This is a genomic window from Limnohabitans sp. DCL3, from assembly GCF_048019295.1.
Classification (GTDB): Bacteria; Pseudomonadota; Gammaproteobacteria; order Burkholderiales; family Burkholderiaceae_C; genus Limnohabitans_A.
The window spans coordinates 1,267,012-1,290,387 of record NZ_CP171842.1 but is presented as its reverse complement, the minus strand read 5'-3'; the positions used below and the strand labels follow the sequence as shown (position 1 = coordinate 1,290,387).

21 protein-coding genes are annotated in these 23,376 nt (G+C 57.1%); 2 read left to right on the top strand and 19 right to left on the bottom strand.

Annotation, left to right across the window (positions count from 1 at the left end; all coding sequences use genetic code 11):
* Window positions 1-14 precede the first annotated feature (14 nt).
* From rplI to ppsA, 6 genes are all read right to left on the bottom strand, one after another.
* Complete coding sequence (gene rplI, locus ACHEXK_RS05855) at window positions 15-467, bottom strand: 50S ribosomal protein L9 (RefSeq protein ID WP_100119749.1); 453 nt, start codon at window positions 465-467, stop codon at window positions 15-17.
* 11 nt (window positions 468-478) lie between these two features.
* Window positions 479-760 (bottom strand): 30S ribosomal protein S18, encoded by a 282-nt coding sequence (gene rpsR, locus ACHEXK_RS05850; RefSeq protein WP_019427495.1) that lies wholly within the window; start codon window positions 758-760, stop codon window positions 479-481.
* A 14-nt stretch (window positions 761-774) separates the two neighbouring features.
* Window positions 775-1,062: a primosomal replication protein N gene (gene priB / locus ACHEXK_RS05845; protein ID WP_416548438.1), complete on the bottom strand. Its 288-nt coding sequence runs from the start codon at window positions 1,060-1,062 to the stop codon at window positions 775-777.
* A gap of 17 nt (window positions 1,063-1,079) precedes the next feature.
* Entirely contained in the window at window positions 1,080-1,445 is a 366-nt protein-coding gene (gene rpsF / locus ACHEXK_RS05840) for a 30S ribosomal protein S6 (protein WP_416548437.1), read from the bottom strand.
* Between the two features lie 94 nt (window positions 1,446-1,539).
* Window positions 1,540-3,660: a VC_2705 family sodium/solute symporter gene (locus ACHEXK_RS05835; protein WP_416548436.1), complete on the bottom strand. Its 2,121-nt coding sequence runs from the start codon at window positions 3,658-3,660 to the stop codon at window positions 1,540-1,542.
* Between the two features lie 22 nt (window positions 3,661-3,682).
* Window positions 3,683-6,073: a phosphoenolpyruvate synthase gene (gene ppsA, locus ACHEXK_RS05830; protein WP_416548435.1), complete on the bottom strand. Its 2,391-nt coding sequence runs from the start codon at window positions 6,071-6,073 to the stop codon at window positions 3,683-3,685.
* Window positions 6,074-6,220: 147 nt separating this feature from the next.
* Here ppsA and ACHEXK_RS05825 point away from each other — a divergent pair, with 147 nt between their 5' ends.
* Entirely contained in the window at window positions 6,221-7,042 is an 822-nt protein-coding gene (locus tag ACHEXK_RS05825; RefSeq protein ID WP_416548434.1) for a pyruvate, water dikinase regulatory protein, read from the top strand.
* 27 nt (window positions 7,043-7,069) lie between these two features.
* Here the strand turns inward: ACHEXK_RS05825 and glmM are convergent, their stop codons facing one another.
* The 4 genes from glmM to ACHEXK_RS05805 all read right to left on the bottom strand — a co-directional run bounded on the left by glmM (window position 7,070) and on the right by ACHEXK_RS05805 (window position 12,123).
* Entirely contained in the window at window positions 7,070-8,398 is a 1,329-nt protein-coding gene (gene glmM / locus ACHEXK_RS05820; RefSeq protein ID WP_416548433.1) for a phosphoglucosamine mutase, read from the bottom strand.
* A gap of 55 nt (window positions 8,399-8,453) precedes the next feature.
* Window positions 8,454-9,374 (bottom strand): dihydropteroate synthase, encoded by a 921-nt coding sequence (gene folP, locus ACHEXK_RS05815; RefSeq protein ID WP_416548432.1) that lies wholly within the window; start codon window positions 9,372-9,374, stop codon window positions 8,454-8,456.
* 63 nt (window positions 9,375-9,437) lie between these two features.
* Window positions 9,438-11,354, bottom strand: a complete 1,917-nt coding sequence (gene ftsH / locus ACHEXK_RS05810; RefSeq protein WP_416548431.1) for an ATP-dependent zinc metalloprotease FtsH — start codon at window positions 11,352-11,354, stop codon at window positions 9,438-9,440.
* 106 nt (window positions 11,355-11,460) lie between these two features.
* Complete coding sequence (locus ACHEXK_RS05805; RefSeq protein ID WP_416548430.1) at window positions 11,461-12,123, bottom strand: RlmE family RNA methyltransferase; 663 nt, start codon at window positions 12,121-12,123, stop codon at window positions 11,461-11,463.
* Between the two features lie 31 nt (window positions 12,124-12,154).
* Between ACHEXK_RS05805 and ACHEXK_RS05800 the strand changes: the two genes are divergently transcribed.
* Window positions 12,155-12,628, top strand: coding sequence for a YhbY family RNA-binding protein (locus ACHEXK_RS05800; RefSeq protein ID WP_416548429.1), 474 nt, complete (start codon window positions 12,155-12,157; stop codon window positions 12,626-12,628).
* A 66-nt stretch (window positions 12,629-12,694) separates the two neighbouring features.
* Here the strand turns inward: ACHEXK_RS05800 and greA are convergent, their stop codons facing one another.
* The 9 genes from greA to lpxA all read right to left on the bottom strand — a co-directional run bounded on the left by greA (window position 12,695) and on the right by lpxA (window position 23,376).
* Window positions 12,695-13,171, bottom strand: coding sequence for a transcription elongation factor GreA (gene greA / locus ACHEXK_RS05795; protein ID WP_416548428.1), 477 nt, complete (start codon window positions 13,169-13,171; stop codon window positions 12,695-12,697).
* Window positions 13,172-13,280: 109 nt separating this feature from the next.
* On the bottom strand, window positions 13,281-16,541 hold the full coding sequence (gene carB, locus ACHEXK_RS05790) for a carbamoyl-phosphate synthase large subunit (RefSeq protein ID WP_416548427.1): 3,261 nt from the start codon (window positions 16,539-16,541) through the stop codon (window positions 13,281-13,283).
* Window position 16,542: 1 nt separating this feature from the next.
* Window positions 16,543-17,706 (bottom strand): glutamine-hydrolyzing carbamoyl-phosphate synthase small subunit, encoded by a 1,164-nt coding sequence (gene carA, locus ACHEXK_RS05785; RefSeq protein ID WP_416548426.1) that lies wholly within the window; start codon window positions 17,704-17,706, stop codon window positions 16,543-16,545.
* A 198-nt stretch (window positions 17,707-17,904) separates the two neighbouring features.
* Window positions 17,905-18,678 carry a TrmH family RNA methyltransferase gene (locus ACHEXK_RS05780; protein WP_416548425.1) on the bottom strand — a complete coding sequence of 258 codons (774 nt, stop codon included), beginning with the start codon at window positions 18,676-18,678 and terminating at the stop codon, window positions 17,905-17,907.
* Window positions 18,675-19,292: a ribonuclease HII gene (rnhB, locus tag ACHEXK_RS05775; RefSeq protein WP_416548424.1), complete on the bottom strand. Its 618-nt coding sequence runs from the start codon at window positions 19,290-19,292 to the stop codon at window positions 18,675-18,677. Before rnhB ends, ACHEXK_RS05780 begins: the two co-directional genes overlap by 4 nt.
* Window positions 19,264-20,436, bottom strand: a complete 1,173-nt coding sequence (gene lpxB, locus ACHEXK_RS05770) for a lipid-A-disaccharide synthase (RefSeq protein WP_416548423.1) — start codon at window positions 20,434-20,436, stop codon at window positions 19,264-19,266. The genes rnhB and lpxB overlap by 29 nt, the downstream gene beginning before the upstream one ends.
* Window positions 20,436-21,536 carry a DegT/DnrJ/EryC1/StrS family aminotransferase gene (locus ACHEXK_RS05765; RefSeq protein ID WP_416548422.1) on the bottom strand — a complete coding sequence of 367 codons (1,101 nt, stop codon included), beginning with the start codon at window positions 21,534-21,536 and terminating at the stop codon, window positions 20,436-20,438. Before ACHEXK_RS05765 ends, lpxB begins: the two co-directional genes overlap by 1 nt.
* A 33-nt stretch (window positions 21,537-21,569) precedes the next feature.
* The gene (locus ACHEXK_RS05760) at window positions 21,570-22,511 is read right to left on the bottom strand and encodes a Gfo/Idh/MocA family protein (RefSeq protein WP_416548421.1); all 942 of its coding nucleotides are present in this window, start codon (window positions 22,509-22,511) and stop codon (window positions 21,570-21,572) included.
* Between the two features lie 49 nt (window positions 22,512-22,560).
* Entirely contained in the window at window positions 22,561-23,376 is an 816-nt protein-coding gene (gene lpxA, locus ACHEXK_RS05755; protein ID WP_416548420.1) for an acyl-ACP--UDP-N-acetylglucosamine O-acyltransferase, read from the bottom strand.

Here is a 23,376-nt window from a genome sequence, read left to right as displayed (position 1 = left end):
GACGTCAGGCAGTATCAGGCCGTTTCGCCCAGCACTGTCACGGTCACATCCACCACCACGTCGGTGTGCAAAGCGACCGCCACGGTGGACTCGCTGACGGTCTTGATCGGGCCCAAAGGCATGCGGATCTGGGACTTGAGCAGTTTGTAACCTTGCTTGTTCAGCGCTTCGGCAATGTCGTTGTTGGTCACCGAACCAAACAAGCGGCCATCCACACCGGCTTTTTGCGACAACTTGACCACGGTGCCGGACAGCTTTTCGCCTTGGGCTTGGGCTTCGGCCAATTTGGCAGCTGCAGCTTTTTCGAGTTCAACGCGGCGAGCTTCGAACTCGGCCTTGTTGGTTTCTGTGGCGCGGCGTGCGCGGCCTTGAGGAATCAGGAAGTTACGGGCATAACCGTCTTTGACTTTGACGATATCGCCCAGATTACCCAGGTTCACAACCTTTTCGAGCAGAATGATTTGCATGGTTGGACTCCTTAGACTTTGTGCTGGTCGGTGTAGGGCAACATGGCCAAGAAGCGAGCACGCTTGATGGCGGTGTTGAGCTGACGCTGGAAAATGGCGCGGGTGCCGGTCAAGCGTGCAGGAATGATCTTGCCGTTTTCGGCGATGAAGTCACGCAAGGTGTCCACATCTTTGTAGTCGATTTCTTCGACGCCTGTCACTGTGAAGCGGCAGAAACGCTTGCGCTTGAACAGCAGTGACTGGGTGTTGCGCTTAGGGCGCTTGTCTTTGTTGAATTTTTTGAATGTGGCCATGGGGCCTCCTGAAATTAATCTTGCTGAAACTCTTGAATGTGCAACACGACACTTTTGCCTTGTCGAGGGGTGGCCAAAAAGCCTTTGAACGTCCAAACACTGCCCACCGCTTGCTTGACCAGTCTTTCCGCCAGCGTCCCGAAGGCCAAGGCACGAAGTTTCAACTGGACTTTGCGAAATTGCTCAGCCTCTTCTAGTTCAGAGGCGTGCTCCAGAATCAAATCCAGAGCTGGCAAACCAGCGGGGGTGTATCGCAAAGCAGCTTGCTCAGCAATACAGGCGGTCAGTTCGGTACGGTTCACTCCTCAACAGGCACGTGTCAAGCAGCGAATTCGGCTTGTTGTGACTTGCGGGCTTCTTCGCGCTCGACCGTCTTCATCATGGATGAAGGACCGGTGTCGGCTTTTTTCTTCAGCACCGTCAGGTGACGCAGAACGGCGTCGTTGAACTTGAACGCATGCTCGAGTTCGGCCATCACAGCCTGATCGGCTTCGATGTTCACGCACAGGTAGTGGGCTTTGCCCAACTTGTTGATCTGGTAAGCCAGTTGGCGGCGGCCCCAGTCTTCAACACGGTGGATAGCTCCACCACCGGCAGTGATCATGCCTTTGTAACGCTCCAGCATGGCTGGAACTTGTTCGGACTGATCGGGATGGATCAGCAAAATGATTTCGTAATGACGCATTGAGACTCCTTGCGGTTAACCCAAAAGGTTGGAAAAGCCGCCCCCAGCGTCTGTCGGGGTGCGGCAAGGCGAAGCCTCAGATTATAGCTCGATTTCAGAGCCCTGGATACTCACTGTTGACGCGGGTCTCTGGCGTTGGCAGCACCTCTTTGGATACCACCCAGGAGCTGGGCAGAGACCAGGTCAACAGGGCCATCACCAAAAATCCAACAGGAACGCCAAAAACGCCAGCAGAAAGCGGCTGAATGCCCAACCACAAGCCCTCACCGGGCGCCAGCCCCCAAAAATGTCGAAACCCGGGGGCATTGACCACCATGTAATAAAGCGTGACGCTCAGGCCTGCGAGCATGCCAGCCACGACAGCCGGACGATGGACTTTGGGCCAAACCATGCCCAAGACCATGCCCGGGAAAAACGCTGCTGCCGCCAATGAAAATGACGTGGAGACCAACGCCAGAATCTCGGCCGGTTTGAATGCAGCCACCACAGCGGCCAACATCGCCACCGCCAACAGCGCAAATTTGGACAAAATAACCCGCCCTTCGGAGGATTTGGGTTTGCGCTCGCGACCAGGACCAATGTCATGCACCAGCGCGTTGCTGATGGTCAGCAACAAACCATCGGCGGTTGACAACGCTGCTGCCAAGCCACCGGCCGCGACCAGCCCAGAGACCACAAAGGGCATGCCGCCCATTTCGGGCGTGGCCAGCATGACCATGTCGGCCCCCAGCTTGAGCTCCCCCAATTGCAAAATCCGATCGCCATTGACATCGGAAAATTCCAACAAAGCCGAGTCCAATCGAGACCATTGGGCCATCCAACTGGGCAAATCCTCAAAACTGCTTCCCACCAAATTGTTGAGCACCTCAAATTTGACCAACACAGCCAAGGCTGGCACGCTCACGTAGAGCAAGCCAATGAAAAACAGCGACCATGCCACCGAGCTTCTGGCCTCGGCCACCGAAGACACCGTATAAAACCGGGTCAACAGATGCGGCAAACCGGCCGTACCAACCATCAGGCAAAAGACCAAAGCCAAAAAATTCAGCCGCGACTCGCCAAACATCTTGGCCTCTTCAGGGCTGGCATCAGGCTGGCCCGCAAAAGCCTGTGTGTGCGGTGGCATCCCGCCCAGGGGCTTGGCGCGTTCCCGGTTGTCGTGCATGGCGCGCGTCCACTGCTCGCGTGCGGTCGCAGCGTCGCGCGGTACGGCCAACAGCTCACGGCGGACTTGCGCAATGGCCGCAAAATCAGCCGATTGCGCTTTGAGCATGCGGATTTTCTCCTCCAGCTCCTGACGCAAAGCCACCATGGACGCTTCCACATTGTGAAGTCGTTCTTCATACACTTGGGCCCGCTTGGCAAAGGCTTGGCGGACTTCGATTTCAGCAGGGTCGTGGATCAATTTTTGCTCAATGACCTCTATCTGAGCCAATTGCTGGCCGTAGGCCAAGGGCGCCAACGAGGTTCCCAATTGCTTGTAGGCCAACCAAGACACAGGGATCATGAAGGCCAGCAACAACATGATGTACTGCGCCACTTGCGTCCAGGTAATGGCCCGCATGCCGCCCAAAAAAGAACACAGCAAGACACCACCCAAGCCCAACAAAATCCCGATCTCGAACTGAACCCCAGTCAGTCGAGAGGCGATCAAGCCAATGCCATAAATCTGTGCCACCACATAAGTGAACGAACACAAAACCGAAGCCAAAGCAGCAATGATGCGAGGCCAGCGCCCACCGTAGCGCTGATCAAAGTAATCAGGCAAGGTGTACAGCGCCATGGCACGCAGCTGGGGCGCAATCAACAAAGCGACCAAACAAAAGCCACCTGTCCAGCCCATCACATAAGCCAAACCACCGGGCTGCTGCCCGCTGCCTGAGAAGCCTTGCAAGTACAAGGCCCCAGCCAAACTGATGAATGACGCCGCGCTCATCCAATCGGCGGCCGTGGCCATGCCGTTGTACATGGCCGGAATGCGCCGACCAGCCACGTAGTACTCGTCTTCATCGGTGGTGCGACTGGAAATGCCAATCAAGGCATAAATCATCACCGTGCTGAACAAAAAGATGGGGCCAATGAGGTTTCGCGACAAACCCCATCGTTCGGCCCAGGCCATGGCCCCCATCAAAATGACGAGGATGGCCATGTAAATCAAGACATTGCGATGAATCCGCCAGTGGTATGACGAAGGGTGACGGGCTGCCGGTTTCATCGTCTGGGCTCCTGATGAACGGTCAGCCGCCCAATTGGGTCCAGGTTTCGATCACAGTGTCCGGATTCAGGGAGATGGAACTGATGCCCTGCGCCATCAACCAATGCGCGAAATCAGGATGGTCCGAGGGACCTTGTCCGCAAATACCGATGTACTTGCCCTGAGCCAAACAAGCTTGAATGGCTTGTGCGATCAAGGCTCTAACGGCCGGGTCGCGTTCATCAAAATCAGCGGCCAACAGCTCCATGCCCGAATCACGGTCCAAGCCCAATGTGAGTTGCGTCAAGTCGTTGGAGCCAATCGAGAAACCGTCAAAAAACTCGAGGAACTGCTCAGCCAAGATGGCATTGCTGGGCACTTCACACATCATGATGACCTTGAGCTCGTTTTCACCACGGCGCAAACCTTGGGTCGCCAGCAGTTGGGTGACCTTTTCGGCCTGCCCCAAGGTGCGCACAAAAGGCACCATGATCTGCACATTGGTCAGGCCCATCTCGCCGCGCACCCTTTTGAGGGCCTCGCATTCCATGGCAAAGGCTTCACCAAAGTCGGCGCTGATGTAACGCGCAGCGCCTCGGAAACCCAGCATCGGGTTTTCTTCCTCTGGTTCATAACGGCTGCCACCGATCAGTTTTCGGTATTCATTGCTCTTGAAGTCCGACAAACGCACGATGACGGGCTTGGGCCAAAAAGCAGCCGCGATGCTGGCCACACCCTCGGCGACCTTGTCGACATAAAAGGCGCGGGGAGAAGCGTGGCCACGGGCCACAGATTCCACGGCTTTTTTCAGGTCAGTGTCGATGGCGGGGTAATCCAGGATGGCTTTGGGATGCACACCAATGTTGTTGTTGATGATGAATTCCAAACGCGCCAAACCGACACCGGCATTGGGCAACTGGGCGAAGTCAAAAGCCAACTGGGGGTTGCCCACGTTCATCATGATTTTGGTCTTGATCTCGGGCAGCACACCGCGCTGTATCTCGCTGATCTCGGTCTCGAGCAAACCATCGTAAATGTGACCGGTATCGCCCTCGGCGCAGCTCACGGTGACCAGGGTACCTTCGGTCAACTGTTCGGTGGCGTTGCCGCACCCGACCACGGCCGGAATACCCAACTCACGGGCAATGATGGCTGCGTGGCAGGTGCGCCCGCCTCGGTTGGTGACGATGGCGCTGGCACGCTTCATGACCGGCTCCCAATTCGGGTCGGTCATGTCGGTCACCAACACATCGCCGGGTTGGACTTTGTCCATTTCGCTGATGTCGTTCACCAACCGAACGGGACCCGTACCGATTTTTTGGCCAATGGCACGGCCCTCGGCCAGGATGGTGCTTTTGCCTTTGAGCTTGTAACGCAGCTCAGGCGTGCCTTTGGCTTGGCTTTTCACGGTTTCAGGGCGGGCTTGCAAGATGTAAAGCAAACCGTCGGTGCCGTCTTTGCCCCATTCGATGTCCATGGGACGGCCGTAATGCTGCTCAATGACCACCGCATAACGGGCCAATTGCTCAACTTCATCGTCGGTCAAGCTGTAGCGGTTGCGCAGTTCAGTGGGCACATCGGTGGTTTTAACCAGCTTGCCCGAGGCGGTTTTTTCTTCGGAACTGGCAAAAACCATCTGAATGAGTTTGGAGCCCAGGTTGCGGCGGATCACGCTGCGCTTGCCAGCTGCCAACATGGGTTTGTGCACATAAAACTCATCGGGGTTGACTGCGCCCTGCACCACCGTCTCGCCCAAGCCGTAACTGGAGGTGATGAAGACCACGTCTTCAAAGCCCGACTCGGTGTCGATGGTGAACATGACCCCTGCAGCGCCCAGGTCTGAGCGCACCATGCGCTGCACACCCGCCGACAAAGCCACATCGGCGTGCGCAAAGCCCTTGTGCACCCGGTAGCTGATGGCGCGGTCGTTGTACAAAGAAGCGAAAACTTCTTTCATCTTGTGCAGCACATCCTCAATGCCGACCACGTTCAAAAAGGTTTCTTGTTGCCCCGCAAATGATGCGTCTGGCAAGTCCTCCGCGGTGGCCGAAGAGCGCACCGCAAACGAGGCATCGGGGTTGCCGGCCTGCAGACGGACAAATTCTTCGCGAATGGCTTGGGCCAAATCGTCCGGAAAAGGCTGCGCTTCAACCATGGCACGGATCTCGGCACCGGCCACGGCCAAAGCGCGCACATCCTCGGTATCCAGTGCATCGAGTCGGGCATTGATGCGCTCGGTCAGGCCTCCAAACGCCAAGAATTGGCGAAAAGCATGGGCCGTGGTGGCAAAGCCCGTGGGCACCCGAACGCCTGAAGGCAGCTGGGAAATCATCTCCCCCAAGCTGGCATTTTTGCCGCCCACCGACTCGACGTCGCTCATGCGCAACAACTCAAAGGGGACGACCAAAGCGGTCTCGCTGAAAAGATCAGACATGCAAAGCTCCAAAGTTAAAAATCTGGCTCCTGTGCACGGCTCAGGGGTTTTTGTTGTTCTTGGCATGCAACCCCGGGCCGACAGCAATGGATAATCGACTGATTTTAGGGGTCTTGTGGACCTCGGCCTTTGAAATTAAATACAAGCATGTCAAAACGAACCGTTTTCTTTGTATCGGATGGCACAGGCATCACGGCCGAGACTTTTGGCAACGCCATTCTTGCCCAGTTCGACATGAAATCGCGCCATGTCCGCTTGCCCTTCACCGACACCATCGACAAGGCGTACCAAGCGGTCCGTCAGATCAACCACACGGCAGAAACCGAAGGCAACAAACCCATTGTTTTCACCACACTGGTGAACATGGATGTGCTCAAAGTATTGCAAGAACATTGCCAAGGCATGTTGCTCGATATGTTCGGCACATTTGTGAACCCGCTGGAAGCAGAACTGGGCATCAAGTCTCACCACCGCGTCGGGCGCTTTTCGGATGTGAGCAAAAGCAAGGAATACCACGATCGCATCGAGGCCATCAACTTTTCGCTGGCCCATGACGATGGGCAGTCGAACCGCGACCTCGAGTCTGCTGAGGTGATCTTGGTGGGCGTGAGCCGCAGCGGGAAAACACCAACCAGCTTGTACCTGGCCATGCAGCATGGACTGAAGGCTGCCAACTACCCGCTGATCCCGGAGGATTTTGACCGCCGGCAATTGCCGCCCGCCCTGGTGCCGCACCGTCAAAAAATATTCGGCCTGAGCATCCACCCTGACCGATTGGCCGAGATCCGCGCCGAACGTCGGCCTCATTCGCGTTACGCCAGCCTGGAAAACTGCCGCATGGAAGTCTCAGAAGCCGAGGCCATGATGCGCCGCTCAGGCATCCGCTGGCTGTCCACCACCACCAAGTCAATCGAAGAAATCGCCACCACGATCCTTCAGGAGATCAAGCCGGAGCGGCTGATTTACTGAGGTTGAACGCAGCAGCTGCTTCGCACTTCAACCCAATGTCGCGGCAATTCTTTCGGCGCATGCACGCGCTTGAGCCGCATCGCGCGCCTCCACCATGACCCGAATCAGGGGCTCGGTGCCACTGGCGCGAATCAAAACCCGCCCAGTATCGCCCAGCTCAGTTTCGGCCGCTCGCGTGGCATCCCACAAAGGTAGGTGCCCTTGCCAATCGAATCCGGGGGCCAAGCGCACATTGAGGAGGGTTTGTGGAAACAGCGTGATCCCCTCCAGCAACTGGGCCATGGTCTGGCCGCTGCCCACACACGCCTGCAGCACCTGCAAAGCGCTCACCAAACCATCGCCCGTGGTGTGCTTGTCCAGCACCAACAAATGGCCAGACCCTTCACCGCCCAAAAGCCAGCCTTGATCTTGCAAGACTTCGAGCACATACCGGTCTCCCACTTTGGCCCGGACAAATTGGACGCCACGCTGTTTGAGCGCGACCTCAATGGCCAAATTGGTCATCAAGGTGCCCACGGCACCGGGAACTGCTTCGTCGCGGGCCAGTCTGTCGGCCACCATCAAATACAAAAGCTCATCACCATTGAACAAACGCCCGGTCGCATCCACCAACTGCAGACGATCGGCATCACCATCCAGGGCGATACCGTAATCGGCCGCATGCGCCTTGACCGCCTGCAGAAGCGCCTGAGGGTGTGTGGCGCCTACACCGTGGTTGATGTTGAGCCCATCAGGTGAGCAGCCTATGGCGATGACCTCGGCACCCAGTTCATGGAACACTTTGGGCGCGATTTGGTATGCCGCCCCGTGGGCTGCGTCCACAACGATTTTCAAGCCCTTGAGTGTCAAGTCGTTTGAAAAGGTGCTCTTGCAAAACTCAATGTACCGCCCGGCCGCATCGTCCAAACGCCGCGTTTTACCCAAGGCAGCAGAATCTACCCAGACCGGGTCTTCCAGCAGGGCGGCCTCCACGGACTCTTCCCAAGCATCCGACAGCTTTTTGCCCTGAGAACTGAAAAACTTGATCCCGTTGTCGGCAAATGGGTTGTGGCTTGCGCTGATGACCACCCCCAGCGATGCCCGCTGTGCCCGGGTGAGATAAGCCACAGCAGGGGTCGGCACCGGCCCCAACAGCACCACATCGACGCCCGCAGAGTTGAAGCCCGATTCCAAGGCGCTTTCCAACATGTAACCGGAAATGCGAGTGTCTTTACCAATCAACACCGTGGGGTGTTCTTCTTTGCTCTTCAAAACCCGACCCACGGCATGCGCCAAGCGCAAGATAAAGTCCGGCGTGATGGGGCTTTGACCCACTGTGCCGCGAATGCCGTCTGTGCCAAAGTATTGACGAGCCATGTGAACGATCCTGATTTTTGTAATGGGTGAAAGAATTTTAGCCGTGCAAGCTTGCTCACAGGCTCGGACTGATTCCTGGATCTGACCAAGCCCGCTGTGGGGCTTGCTGCTGCATCGCACCCCAAATTTTCAGTGCTTCCACCGTGCCCTTGACGTCATGCACCCGGAGTACCGAAGCGCCACGCTCCACGGCCATCAATGCGGCAGCGACGCTGGCCACGTCTCGGTGTGCAGCTTTTGGCACATGACCGTCTTGCGCCAAGACGGCCCCCAGCGCTGATTTTCGGGACCATCCCGCCAAGAGTGGCAAACCCATAGGCAGCAAATCGCTTTGGCAGGCCAAAAGCTGAAAATTCTGTGCCACGGTTTTTCCAAAACCAATCCCCGGATCCAGCACCATTCGGGCAGGCGACAAACCCAAAGCCAACAAAGTGTTGACACGGCTTTGCAAAAAGGCCTTTACAGCAGTCACCACATCCCCGGTCATGGGCTGGGCTTGCATGCTTTGGGGATCGCGGTGCATGTGCATCAAACACACCCCGCATCGAGGGTGAGCTGCCACAACTTGCGGCGCACCTGGCTGGCGCAAAGCCCAAACATCATTGACGATGTCAACCCCCCAGTCGAGACAGGCTTGCATGACCTCCGGTTTGTACGTGTCAACCGATAGGGGCACTTGCCAACGCAGCGCCTCGTGCAGAAAAGGTTCCAGACGAGCCAACTCGAGGGCCAAGGGCACTACCTCGGCCCCCGGCCGTGTGGATTCAGCGCCGACATCCAAGATGTCAGCACCGTCGAGCAGGAGCTGTTCAGCGTGACGCAGCGCCTGCGACGTCTGGACATACCGTCCGCCATCAGAAAAGGAGTCTGGCGTGATGTTCACAATGCCCATGACCAAAGGCCGGGTCAAATCCAGATCAAAACGCGAGGTTTGCCAGTGCTTAGGCGATGGCGTGCTGGAGAGAGAGGCGTGCATCAAACTGGTCCCATGAAAAACGGGGCCCATGGCCCCGCTTTATTGAACACCGAAAGTGGCCCGTCAAGCCGCTGTGGTCGCCGGCTCTGGCTGCACGGTGGCTGTACCGCCACCCTGCCCACCACCAGAGGGGGGCGTGCGAGGAGTCCAGTCCTTGGGGGGTAAAGGATCGCGGCCCGCCATGATGTCATCGATCTGGTCCTTGTCGATGGTTTCCCACTCTAACAAGGCTTTGGCCATGGCGTGCATTTGCGCGCTGTGCTCCTCAATCAAACGACGTGCCAGGTTGTATTGCTCATCAATGATGCGGCGCACTTCCATGTCCACTTTTTGCATGGTGGATTCGCTCATGTTGGTGGTTTTGGTCACTGAGCGGCCCAAAAACACCTCGCCCTCGTTTTCGGCATACACCATGGGACCCAAGGCATCGGTCATGCCGTAACGCATGACCATGTCCCGGGCGATGGAGGTGGCCCGCTCAAAGTCGTTGCTGGCACCGGTGGTCATTTGGTGCATGAACACCTCTTCCGCAATCCGACCACCAAACAGCATGCTGATTTGGTTCAGCATGAATTCCTTGTCGTAGCTGTAACGGTCTTGCTCAGGCAGACTCATGGTCACGCCCAGGGCGCGACCTCGGGGAATGATGGTGACCTTGTGCACTGGATCACACTTGGGCAGCAACTTGCCAATCAAGGCGTGGCCGGCCTCGTGGTAGGCCGTGTTGCGGCGCTCCTCTTCGGGCATGACCATGCTCTTGCGCTCGGGGCCCATCAGAATTTTGTCCTTGGCTTTTTCAAAGTCAACCATCTCGACCACCCGGGCATTGCGACGCGCAGCCATCAAAGCGGCCTCATTGCACAGGTTGGCCAAATCGGCGCCACTCATCCCGGGGGTGCCACGGGCGATCACACCGGCATTGACATCTTGCCCAATCGGCACCTTGCGCATGTGCACGTTCAAAATCTGCTCTCGGCCACGGATATCGGGCAAAGTCACATACACCTGGCGGTCAAATCGACCCGGGCGCAACAAGGCCGCATCCAAAATGTCAGGGCGGTTGGTGGCAGCCACCACGATCACGCCCAAATTGGTCTCGAAACCATCCATTTCAACCAGCATCTGGTTCAGTGTTTGCTCACGCTCATCGTTCCCACCACCCAAGCCGGCACCGCGTTGGCGGCCCACCGCATCGATTTCGTCAATGAAAATGATGCAAGGCGCGTTCTTTTTGGCGTTCTCGAACATGTCGCGGACCCGAGCAGCACCCACACCCACAAACATTTCCACAAAGTCGGAGCCCGAGATGCTGAAAAACGGCACCTTGGCTTCACCGGCAATGCCCTTGGCGAGCAAGGTCTTGCCGGTTCCTGGAGGGCCCACCAGCAACAAACCACGGGGAATTCGACCGCCCAGTTTCTGAAATTTTTGAGGATCTTTCAGGAAGTCCACCACCTCCTTGACTTCCTCTTTGGCCTCATCACATCCTGCAACATCGGCAAAAGTGACTTGGTTGTTGTTCTCATCGAGCATGCGCGCCTTGGACTTGCCGAAACTGAAGGCACCGCCTTTGCCGCCGCCTTGCATCTGCCGCATGAAATAAACCCAGACGCCAATCAACAGCAGCATGGGCCCCCAACTGACCAGCAAAGTCATCAACAAAGAGCCTTCTTCGCGGGGCTTGACATCGAACTTCACACCACTGTTGATCAAATCACCGACCAAACCGCGATCGAGGTAAGTCGCCGTGGTTTTGATTCGGCGATCGTCGTTGGTGATGGCCAAAATCTCAGTACCGCCGGGACTCTCAGAAATCGTGGCGCTTTTGATCCGGTTACCGCGAACCTCTTCGAGAAAATCTGAATAGCCAATGGCATTCGCACCGGCGACGCCACGGTTGTCAAATTGCTTGAACAAGGTGAACAGCACCATGGCAATCACCATCCAAACGGCAATTTTGGAAAACCAAGGGTTATTCAAGAGAGGCTCCAATCGAAAAAAATGACTTGGGTGATTCTAGGCCTGTGGAAGTCCCAGCTGGCACAAAGAATGGCTTTTGGCCCTCTAAAAGGCAGGAATTACGCGGTCAAATGCGGTGAATCAAGCCCATACCCACCAAAAAGGTCTCTGAAGACTTGTCTCGTGAAGCTTTGGGCTTGATGGGTTTGACCACCTTGAAGGTTTCTTTGAACATCTTGACGATTTGGCTGTAACCACTGCCATGGAACACTTTGACGACCAAGGCGCCTTCGGGTTTCATGTGGTTTTGCGCAAATTCGATCGCCAACTCAATCAAATGCAGAATTCGGGCTGCATCGGAAGATTCGATGCCGGACAAGTTGGGGGCCATGTCGGACACCACCACATCGGCCTGACGTCCCTGCAATGCAGCCTCCAGCAATGACGCCACTTCGTTTTCGCGAAAATCGCCTTGAATGAAGTGGACCCCCTCCACCGGGGCCATGGGCAGCAGGTCCAAAGCAATGATGGTGCCATTGAGCGCCCCAACGGCTGCACCCTCGGGTGACAAGCGCCGTCGCAGGTACTGACTCCAGGCGCCTGGCGCCGAGCCCAAATCCACGACCCAATCACCCGGACGAATCAAGCCCAAGGTTTCGTCGATTTCCTTGAGTTTGTAGGCGGCGCGTGCCCGATAACCCTCTTTCAAGGCCAGTTTCACATAGGTGTCGTTGACGTGGTCATTCAACCAAGCTTTGTTGACTTTTTTACTTTTGGTTTTGACTTTCATTCTTCTTCGTCCTTGCGGGGATAATACGGGGATGCCCCAAATACAACTCACACCTGCCGAGCGCAAAGTTTTTCGCGCCGATGCCCATCACCTGGACCCCGTCGTCATGATTGGGGGCGATGGTTTGACCCCTGCCGTGATCAAGGAAACTGAAGCCGCCTTGAACGCCCATGGCCTGATCAAAATTCGGGTTCTTGGCGACGATCGTGCCGCGCGGGAAGCCATGTTTGCACAACTCGCCGATCAGCTCAATGCGTCGCCCATCCAGCACATCGGAAAATTGCTGATCCTCTGGCGTCCACAGCCAGAAAAACTCAAAGAAATGGACGAAGACCGCAAAGCCGGCCCACGTGATTTCAAGATCCTCAAATACAGCTCACGCGGCGGTCAACGCCCTGAAGTCAAAACCGTTCGCGTCCTGGGCAACCAACGCTTGGCGGCAGGCGGCCAGATCAAACGGGCCAAACCCAAGCAAAAGTCGGTCAAAAAAGGTCGGCACGACTGATCCGGGCATGGCTTGGTCTGGCAAGCCGCGCCATGAAGGCCGCTTCTGCGCGGCCTTCTTCGTTGGTCAGAGGTACGACACGCCCACAATTTCGTAGCGGCGTACACCACCGGGCGCTTGAACCTCTGCCACATCACCCTCCTCTTTGCCAATCAAGGCGCGGGCAATGGGGCTGCTGATGTTGATCAAGCCCAACTTCAGGTCAGCCTCATCCTCACCCACAATTTGGTACGTCACGGCTTCTCCCGTGCTTTCGTCTTCGAGTTCAACCGTGGTGCCAAACACCACACGGCCGCCCGCATCCACCGATGCCGGATCGATGATCTGGGCCGCTGACAGCTTGCCTTCGATTTCCTGGATACGGCCCTCAATGAAGCCTTGGCGGTCTTTGGCCGCATCGTATTCGGCGTTCTCGCTCAGATCACCCTGCGCGCGGGCCTCGGCGATGGCTTGAATCACACCAGGGCGATCGACTGTTTTGAGGCGGTGTAACTCGTCTTTGAGTTTTTCTGCGCCACGTTTTGTGATGGGAATGGTTGACATGGTGAGTTCTCCAAAAGGAAACCGCCGAGCGTTGAGACTCGGCGGTGGTTCGTTGCATTATGCCTTGCACCCTGACCCTGCTGTGGGCCATTGTGGCAACGCTGGGGCCTTAGGCGGCCAATTGTGCGTGCATTTCTTGCACAGAAATCACATCCAACTGGTCCAAATACTTCATGCCCTCGACCGCGGCTTCTGCGCCCGCGATGGTGGTGAAGGTGGTGACACGATTGAGCAAAGCGGATGTGCGGATGTGGCGCGAGTCGGCGATCGCATTGCGTCGTTCTTCAACGGTATTGACCACCAGCACCACTTCATTGTTTTTGATCATGTCCACAATGTGAGGGCGCCCCTCGGTCACCTTGTTCACCGTCGCGCAAGCCACACCCGCAGCATTGATCGCTGCAGCCGTGCCTTTGGTCGCGATCAATTCGAAACCTTGGGCCACCAACTGGCGAGCGACTTCAATGGCACGAGGCTTGTCGTTGTTCTTGACCGAAATGAACACCTTGCCCGACGGCGTGCCGTCGGCTTTGGTGGGGCGAGGCAACTTGGTGCCAGCACCCAACTGGCTCTTCACAAAAGCTTCGCCAAAGGTTTTACCCACGCCCATGACTTCACCGGTGGACTTCATCTCGGGTCCCAGAATGGTGTCCACACCGGGGAACTTCACAAAAGGGAACACCGCTTCTTTGACGCTGAAGTAAGGTGGTGTGACTTCCTGGGTGATGCCTTGTGATGCCAAAGTTTGACCGGCCATGCAACGCGCAGCGACCTTGGCCAACTGGATGCCTGTGGCTTTGGATACATAAGGCACGGTGCGTGAGGCGCGAGGGTTCACTTCCAACACATAAATCACGTCTTGGCCATTGATGTTTTGAATAGCGAACTGCACGTTCATCAAACCCACCACATTCAATGCACCTGCCATGGCAGCCGATTGGCGCTTGAGTTCATTCACAGTCGCTTCGGACAACGAGTAGGGAGGCAATGAACAAGCCGAGTCACCACTGTGCACACCGGCTTGTTCGATGTGCTCCATCACGCCGCCGATGAAGGTCTTGCCTTCGGGGTCGCGCAAACAGTCCACATCGCACTCGATCGCATCGTTCAAGAAACGGTCGAGCAAGACAGGAGAGTCGTGCGACACCTTGACCGCTTCGCGCATGTAGCGCTCGAGGTCGCGTTGCTCATGCACGATTTCCATGGCGCGACCTCCCAACACATAACTGGGTCGCACCACCAAGGGGTAACCCAAGGCTGCGGCCTTTTCCAACGCTTCTGGCTCCGTACGGGCCGTGGCGTTGGGGGGCTGGCGCAGCCCCAGGTCTTGCAGCAGTTTTTGGAAACGCTCACGGTCTTCGGCCGCATCGATCATGTCAGGGCTGGTGCCAATGATGGGCACGCCGGCAGCTTCCAAATCGAGGGCCAATTTCAATGGCGTTTGACCACCGTATTGAACGATGACGCCAGTGGGCTTTTCCTTGTCCACGATTTCAAGCACGTCTTCCAATGTGACCGGCTCGAAATACAAGCGGTCCGAGGTGTCGTAATCGGTGGACACGGTCTCGGGGTTGCAATTGACCATGATGGTTTCGTAACCGTCTTCGCGCATGGCCAAAGCGGCGTGCACACAGCAGTAATCGAACTCGATGCCTTGGCCAATGCGGTTCGGACCGCCGCCGAGCACCATGATCTTTTTGTGGGCGGTGGGCTCGGCTTCGCACTCGCCGTCTCCGTTGCCTTCGTAGCAGGAGTACATGTAGGCGGTGTCTGTCGAAAACTCGGCTGCGCAGGTGTCCACACGCTTGTAAACGGGACGGATGTTCAGCGCGTGGCGGCGCGCACGCACCACATGCTCGGTGGTTTTGAGCAATTTGGCCAACCGGCGATCCGAGAAGCCTTTCTTCTTGAGCGCGCGCAGTTCGTCGGCCGTGATGGCTTCGAGCGAGGTGGTTTCCAGTTCCAATTCGATCTTGACGATCTCTTCGATCTGCACCAAGAACCAAGGGTCGATCTTGGTCAAGGCAAACACCTCGTCCACGCTCAGACCCATGGCAAAGGCATCGCCCACGTACCAAATGCGCTCAGGTCCGGGTTCGCCCAGCTCTTTCTCGAGCACTTCACGGTCTTGGGTTTTTTCGTTCATCCCATCCACGCCCACCTCCAAACCGCGCAAGGCTTTTTGGAAGGACTCTTGGAAAGTGCGGCCCATGGCCATCACTTCGCCCACCGATTTCATCTGGGTGGTCAAGCGGCTGTCGGCTGTTGGGAACTTTTCAAAGGCAAAACGCGGGATCTTGGTGACCACGTAGTCGATCGAGGGTTCGAACGACGCAGGTGTGGCACCGCCGGTGATGTCGTTGCGCAGCTCGTCGAGTGTGTAGCCCACTGCCAACTTGGCGGCGACTTTCGCAATCGGGAAACCGGTGGCTTTGGAAGCCAAGGCCGACGAACGCGACACGCGAGGGTTCATCTCAATGACCACCATGCGACCGTCTTTGGGGTTGATGGAGAACTGGACGTTCGAGCCGCCGGTGTCCACACCGATTTCGCGCAAAACGGCCAACGAGGCGTTGCGCAGAATTTGGTACTCCTTGTCGGTCAATGTTTGCGCCGGCGCCACGGTGATCGAGTCACCCGTGTGCACACCCATCGGGTCCAAGTTTTCGATCGAGCAAACGATGATGCAGTTGTCCGCCTTGTCGCGCACCACCTCCATCTCGTACTCTTTCCAGCCGAGCAAAGACTCTTCAATCAACAACTCGGTGGTGGGCGAAGCCTCCAAACCGCGCTTGCAAATGACTTCGAATTCCTCGGGGTTGTAAGCAATGCCGCCGCCTGTGCCGCCCAAAGTGAAGCTGGGGCGAATGACGGTGGGGAAACCCAATGTCTTTTGCACGTCCCATGCTTCTTCCATGCTGTGGGCGATGCCTGAGCGCGCAGAACCCAGACCAATTTTGGTCATGGCGTCTTTGAACTTCAATCGGTCTTCGGCTTTGTCGATGGCCTCTGGCGTCGCGCCAATCAATTCAACTTTGTATTTCTCGAGCACGCCGTGGTGCCACAAATCCAAAGCGCAATTGAGCGCAGTCTGACCACCCATGGTGGGCAAGATCGCATCAGGGCGCTCTTTGGCAATGATCTTCTCCACCGTTTGCCACGTGATGGGTTCGATGTAGGTCACGTCTGCCGTGGCCGGGTCGGTCATGATCGTGGCGGGGTTGCTGTTGATCAGGATGACTTTGTAGCCCTCTTCACGCAAGGCTTTGCAAGCCTGTACGCCGGAGTAGTCGAACTCGCAGGCCTGACCAATGATGATCGGGCCGGCGCCAATGATGAGGATGCTTTTGAGGTCGGTGCGCTTGGGCATGTTATTTCGCCTCCATCAAGTGGATGAAGCGGTCAAAAAGGTAGGCAATGTCGTGGGGGCCAGGTGACGCTTCAGGGTGCCCCTGGAAGCAGAACGCCGGCTTGTCGGTGCGGGCCAGGCCCTGCAAAGTGCCATCGAACAAGGACACGTGCGTGGCACGCAAGTTGGCGGGCAATGATTTTTCGTCCACGGCAAAACCATGGTTTTGGCTGGTGATGGAGACTCGACCTGAGTCGAGGTCTTTCACAGGGTGGTTGGCGCCGTGGTGGCCAAACTTCATCTTGAAGGTCTTGGCACCGCTGGCCAAAGCCATGATTTGGTGCCCCAAGCAAATGCCAAAGGTCGGAATGCCTGTTTCGATCAACTCAGCCGCTGCAGCAATCGCGTAGTCGCAAGGCTGAGGGTCGCCAGGGCCGTTGGACAAGAAGATGCCATCCGGCTTGTGCTTGAGCACTTCGGCAGCGGGTGTCTTCGCAGGCACCACGGTCACTTTGCATCCGCGCTCAGCCAGCATGCGCAAGATGTTTTTCTTCACGCCGAAGTCATACGCGACCACATGGAACTTGGGTGCGGTCAAATTGCCGTAGCCTTCGCCCAAGGTCCACTCGGTTTGTGTCCATTCATACGACTTGGATACGGACACTTTTTGAGCCAAATCGAGGCCGGCCATATTGGGCGCGCCCTTGGCTGCAGCCACGGCTTGATCGATCACCGCCTGCGTGACCTCTTGGCCTTTGGCCAGACCCACGATGGCACCGTTTTGCGCGCCCTTGGTGCGCAAGATGCGCGTGAGTTGACGTGTGTCGATGTTGGCAATCGCCACGGTATCTGCATCCGCCAAATAGGCCGACAAGGTTTGGCTAGAGCGGAAATTGCTTGCGACCAAAGGCAAGTCTTTGATGATCAAGCCAGCAGCATGGACTTTGTCAGCTTCGATGTCTTCCACGTTGACACCGTAGTTGCCAATGTGCGGATACGTCAATGTGACGATCTGCTGGCAGTAACTGGGGTCAGTGAGGATTTCCTGGTAGCCGGTGAGCGAGGTGTTGAACACCACTTCGCCGACTGTGGAGCCGGTGGCTCCAATCGAGTTGCCGATAAAGACCGTGCCGTCTGCGAGCGCCAAGATGGCGGGCGGGAAGGTTCCCTGAAGAGACAAAAGCACTGGGTTCTCCGGAATAGTTCGGGTACGCCTCAGCGCTCATCAGAGATGCGATCTCTTTTTGGCTGCTTGTTAGAGGATTGGGCCTGGGATGGACTGTGGCGTACGGGTTGATGCGGGAAAGCCCACCATTATAGCTGAGGACCACTTGAAAACCCTGACCCATCAGGTCTCAACACCCTGGCTGTACAGGCAAAAGTATCACAGTCCAACCGATGCACTGGCGTGCAAACAAATGGCAGCAGCCGTGGCCACGTTCAATGACTCTTCGCCACCTGGCTGAGCGATGCGAACGGAATGCCGAGCCATGGCCATCAGGGCTTCGCTCACGCCCTGCCCTTCATGCCCAAAAACCCAAGCACAAGGACTGGGCAAATCCCCACGGCGGAGCATTTCATGCAAAAAAGGTCCTTCGTGCGAACTGGTCGTCAATATGGGCACTTGCAAAGCCGCCACGTCAGACTCACCGACGGATTCAAGCAATTTCAGGCCGAAATGTGCACCCATACCTGCTCTGAGGACCTTGGGGGACCACAGGGCTGCGGTGCCTTTGACCGCCAGAACCTGGCGGTAACCAAAAGCCGAAGCGCAGCGCAAGATGGCTCCTACATTGCCAGCGTCTTGCAAACGGTCCAACACCACGGTGGGCTGATCGGGCAAAACTTGTTTTTCAGCCCCCCAGGCCACCACAAAGCCCATACGAGCTGGGGACTCCAAACCGCTCAAACTGTCAAACAAGGCGTCCGGTAAGACAAAGACCTGATCGGTCAAATCCATCCACTTTTCACCCTGTTCGACTTGAAAGGACTCGGTCATCACCACCTGTAAGGGCCGCACACCGCGCTCGATGGCAGCACGGCAGAGGTGATCGCCTTCCAGCCAAAATTGCTCCGTTTTTCGGTAGGCGGTGGTCTCTTGGGCCAAACGCTTCCAAAGCTTGACTTGGGGGTTGTCTCGCGAGGTGATCGACTTCATCGCGCACTCCTGGCCACTGGGCCAAACGTCATTCTGTGGCAATCTGCCGGGCCGTGTGCTTGCAATGCGGCCAAGTGCTGCGCCGTGCCGTAGCCTTTGTGTTGGTCAAATCCATAGGCTGGATAACGCAGATGCAGTTCAGCGCAGAGCCGATCACGGTACACCTTGGCCAAAATAGAGGCCGCTGAGATGGCGGGCACCAAAGCGTCACCTTGCACAATGGCTTCCGCCCGAACGGACAAGGTCGGCAAACGGTTACCGTCCACCAACACCAGCTTGGGGGGCAGCCGCAATGCTTGCACCGCCCGCTTCATGGCCAGCATGGTGGCTTGCAAGATGTTGAGTTGGTCAATTTCTTGCACACTCGCTTGAGCAATAGAAAAACACAGGGCATGGGCACGAATTTCGTCAAACAATGCCTCACGCCGCTTGGCCGACAGTTGTTTCGAGTCATTCAAACCTCGGATGGGGTTCAAATCGTCAAGAATCACGGCCGCAGCCACCACGGGACCCGCCAAAGGCCCTCGCCCGGCCTCATCCACGCCGGCCGTGAGGCCTTCGCTGGCCCAATTCAAGGTGGTTTGCTCAAGCGGCAATGACTTTTTGGATCGCATGGGTCGCCAGCGTCGGCATATCCCGACGCAATTGAAGGTGCAGGTCGGCAAAACGCCGCTGGATTTTGGCGACTGAAACCGGATCGTCCAGCCAACGCAAAACGGCATCGGCCAGCGCTTTGGGCTGAACCTGCTCTTGCAAGAACTCGGGCACCAGGCCGTCGTTGCACAATATATTGGGCAAACCAATCCAAGGCAGCAAGCGCTGTCGGTTGGCGATTTGCCACGAGAGCCATTGCATTTTGTACGCGATGACCATGGGACGCTTGTGCAATGCCGTCTCCAGCGTCGCGGTTCCACTGGCCACCAGCGCCACATCACAAGCGGCCTGCACTTCGTGCGAGCGCCCCATCACCAAGTGCACGTGAGCCAGCATGCCCGTTTGAACCAACGCCGCCTCAATCATGGGCCTTAAGAGCTCGTGTGTGGGCAATACAAATTGCAATCCTGGCCGCTGCTTGAGCATCTGCTGGGCCGCTTGTAGAAACGGGATGGCCAATCCTTTGACTTCGGAGGGTCTGCTGCCCGGAAGCAAGGCCACGATGGTGGCCTCTGAAGGCAGGCCTAAGGCGAGACGCGCTTGTGATCGGTCAGGCTCCAGTGCAATGACATCCGCCACCGGGTGACCAACGAAGGTACCAGCGATCCCGTGTTGCGCCAACAACTCAGGCTCAAAAGGGTAAATGCACAGCACGTGGTCCACGCTGTCGCGGATTTTTTGCACCCGCTCGGGTCGCCACGCCCAAATGGAGGGGCACACCAACTGAACGGTGGGAACGCCCTTTTGCCGCAACAAGCGCTCCACGGGCAAGTTGAAGTCAGAAGCGTCCACCCCCACATAGAGGTGAGGCGGAGCGTCAAGCAAATTCTGAATCAACGCTTGACGGATGCCGTGGATGTGACGATAACGCCACAGCGCCTCCACCAATCCGCGCACCGACAACTCGTCGCATGACCAATTCGACACAAAACCGGTCGCATTCATCAGGGGTCCACCGATGCCTGAGGCGCGCAAGAGCGGCCAGGTTTTGTGCATGCCTTGCAACAACAAGGCGGCCAGCATGTCGCCCGAACGCTCAGCCGCCACCATGCTCACGCGCAGATCGGGCATGTTCAGGGTCGATGAGATCGGTGCATTCGCCATCAAGCCGACAACGCTTGCCGAATCACGCCGCACACCTGGTCGATGGCCTCGTTGCTCAGCTCAGGGTAGATCGGCAAAGACAGGCAGCGCGCGGCCACCGACTCGGTCACTGGGAAACTCGCTCCCGCCGCGATCGAGGCAAAAACTTTTTGCTGGTGCAAAGGAACGGGGTAGTACACGGCGCTGGCGATTTGTTGCGCGGTCAAGGCCTGCTGGATGGTCGCACGGTCCTCTGTTAACAGGGTGTACTGGTGATAAACGTGCAAGCCCACGCCGTCTTCGAAAGGCGTTTGCAGACCCAGTCCAGCCAAACCGGCTGTGTAGCGATGGGCCACGCGGCGACGCTCTTGGTTGTAATGGTCAATCAGCGGCAGCTTGGCGCGCAACACCACCGCCTGCAGCTCATCCAAGCGGCTGTTGTAGCCAATGATGTCGTGGTAATAGCGAACTTTGCTGCCATGGTTGCGCAGCATGCGCAGTTTCTCAGCCATGGCGTCGGACTGCGTGGTCACCATGCCACCATCCCCGTAACAGCCCAAATTTTTGCTAGGAAAGAAGCTGAAAGCAGCCACATCGCCCATGGCGCCAGTTTTGCGGCCACCGATGTCGGCGCCGAAGGACTGCGCACAATCCTCCACCAGCTGCAGACCCTGCTCTTGTGCCAAAGCCATGAGAGGGGCCAGGTCAGCAGGCTGTCCAAACAAATGCACAGGCAGCAATGCTTTCGTTTTGGGGGTGATCGCACGGCGGGCCTGTGCAACGTCGAGGTTGAACGTGCGCGGATCAATGTCCACAAAGACGGCTTTGGCCCCAACATAGGCAATCGCCTCGGCCGTGGCAATGAAGGTGAAGGGCGAAGTGATGACTTCGTCTCCCGGACCAACATCTGCTGCCAGCAAGGCCAGATGCAAAGCATCGGTGCCATTGGCGCAGGTGATGGCATGGGCCACGCCCAAATACTCGGCAGCCTCTTTTTCAAAAGCTTGAACATTCGGACCCAAAATAAATTGGGCTGCGGTCAAGGCGCTCAAAAAAGCGGGTTCAAGCTGGGACTGGAGATCGCGGTATTGCGCAACCAGATCAACCATTGGGATGGGCATGGGGTACCTTTCAAACAGGCTTAAATGTGAAGATCAAGAGATGAGGCGGGTGGCTTCAGTGATGCGCTGAACAGCTTGCAGTGCCCGCCGTCCAGCCTCCCCGCTGACTTTGGGGGGGCGGCGATTTTGAATGCTCTCGACAAAATCAAAAATTTCGGAAAACAAGGGATCGGCTTCCCCCAAGGACTGCTCGTGTTTTTCAATGGCCTGCTCAGCATCGGCCAAGGGCGAGGTGGCCCCCCGGTAAGAGGTCAAAGTGCGGGCCTGAAAATCCAGCGAATGGCATGCTTTTTCTTGAAAGACCCGCATTTTTCGCTCGCTCTTGGCACTCACCCGGCTGGCGGTCACGTTGGCCACACAACCGTTGGCAAACCGAATTCGGGCATTGGCGATATCGATGTCAGACGTCAACACACGGGCACCCGAACACTCAACGCTTTCCAACTCGCTGTCGACCAACGACAAAATCAAGTCCACATCGTGGATCATCAAATCGAGCAACACGCTCACATCAGTGGCGCGGGGCTTGAACGGGGCCAAGCGCGAGCTGTCTATGAACCGTGGGTTGGAAAGCAGGGGCTCCAAGGCCAAAGCGGCGGGGTTGAATCGCTCCAGATGGCCCACAGCCAACACGCAGCGGTTCTGTTGAGCCAGTTGGATCAATTCATCGGCCTGCTCCAGGGTGGTGGTCATGGGTTTTTCGACCAAGACATGCACGCCAGCACGCAGAAATTGGGCGCACACCTCGTAGTGACCTTGCGTGGGCACCACAATGCTGACCGCATCGACTTGACCCATCAAGGCACGGTAATCCGTCAGTGCCGCACAACCCAACGGTCCGGCAACAGCCTCGGCTTGTTCTTGCCGACTGTCCACGACCGCGACGAGCTGACACTCGGGAATTTTGGCGTACTTTTGAGCATGGAACTTGCCCAGATAACCAACGCCAATCACGGCGCAACGCAACAGGGCCACTGGGCCCTCCTTTCATGCTCGAGCCAAGAAAGTCTGGCCCTTGGGTTGTTCAATCTGCCGAGCGGCGGCGCGAACGCACAATGCCCACTTTGGGCGAAACGCCCGACAAAAAGTCCAGCATCATGGTGACATCGGCCTGAACTTCGGGCTTGTCCTGGGCGATGTTCAGGATACGCTCTTTGGCCGCTTCCAGCGTCAGATTTTCTCGGTACAGGGCTTTGTGCATGGCCCGCACAGCGGCAATTCTGGCGGGCGAATAGCCCCGCCGACGCAATCCTTCAGCATTGACGGTCCGCGCAGAAGCTGGCTGGCCTTGGCACGTCACGTAAGGCGGGAGGTCGGCAAACAGCAACGTGCACATGGCCGTGAAGCTGTGCGCCCCCAGCCGCAAGAACTGGCGCACCACCGTGAAGCCGCCCAAAATGACCCAGTCGCCCACCACCACGTGACCGGCCAATTGCGCGTTGTTGGCAAAAATCGTGTGGCTGCCAATCTGGCAATCGTGCGCCAAATGGACATACGCCATGAACAGGTTGTCGTCCCCCACTTGGGTCACACCGCCACCGTTGACGGTGCCGGCATTGAAGGTGCAGAACTCACGAATGGTGTTGCCGTTGCCAATCACCAAACGGGTGGGCTCACCGGCGTACTTCTTATCCTGCGGCGCAGCACCCAAGGAGGTGTAACTGTGGATGTGGTTGTTTTGGCCTAGGGTGGTGTGGCCCTCGATCGTGCAATGCGAGCCCACCGTGGAGCCTGCACCAATCACCACGTTCGGTCCGATGATGGTGTAGGGTCCAACGGTCACGGAGCTGTCGAGCTGGGCGGCCGGATCGACCAAAGCGGTAGTGTGAATAGTCGCCAT